Here is a 367-nt window from a genome sequence, read left to right as displayed (position 1 = left end):
CGACGGGCGCGGGCAGCACGGCCAACACCGCGCCCACGTGCCGCTGATAGTCGTGCGGCTCCAAGCCCTCATACCTGAAGCCGTCCGCCTCGGCGAGGGCCCGGCGCAGCGGCTCACGGAGCGCGGCCCGGTCCGCAGACGGCACAACAGCAGACGCAGCGCCGAGCATCGCGGCGATCTCATCAAGGCCGAAGCCGTCACGGGCCAGGCTGCCCACCATCGGGTCCGCCTCATCGGCCGTGTGACGCAGCGCGGTACCGATCTCCTGCACGCTGAGGCCGTCACGGAAGTGGGCGTCGCGCAGGAAGTCGGCGGCTTCGAGGAGGGTGAGGGCGCGAAGACGGTCGGCGGGGGTCGGGTCGGTCAT

General features: G+C 72.2%; 1 protein-coding gene. It reads right to left on the bottom strand.

Going from position 1 to position 367, the window contains the following annotated elements; all coding sequences use genetic code 11:
* On the bottom strand, positions 1 to 367 hold a 367-nt coding region (locus IG02_RS37460; RefSeq protein WP_037805256.1), incomplete at both ends, for a hypothetical protein.

It is taken from the genome of Streptomyces sp. NRRL F-5135 (genome assembly GCF_000719775.1).
In the GTDB taxonomy this organism is placed as follows: domain Bacteria; phylum Actinomycetota; class Actinomycetes; order Streptomycetales; family Streptomycetaceae; genus Streptomyces; species Streptomyces hebeiensis.
Note: the sequence above shows the minus strand (reverse complement) of the source record. Positions and strands in the feature narration are given on the sequence as shown.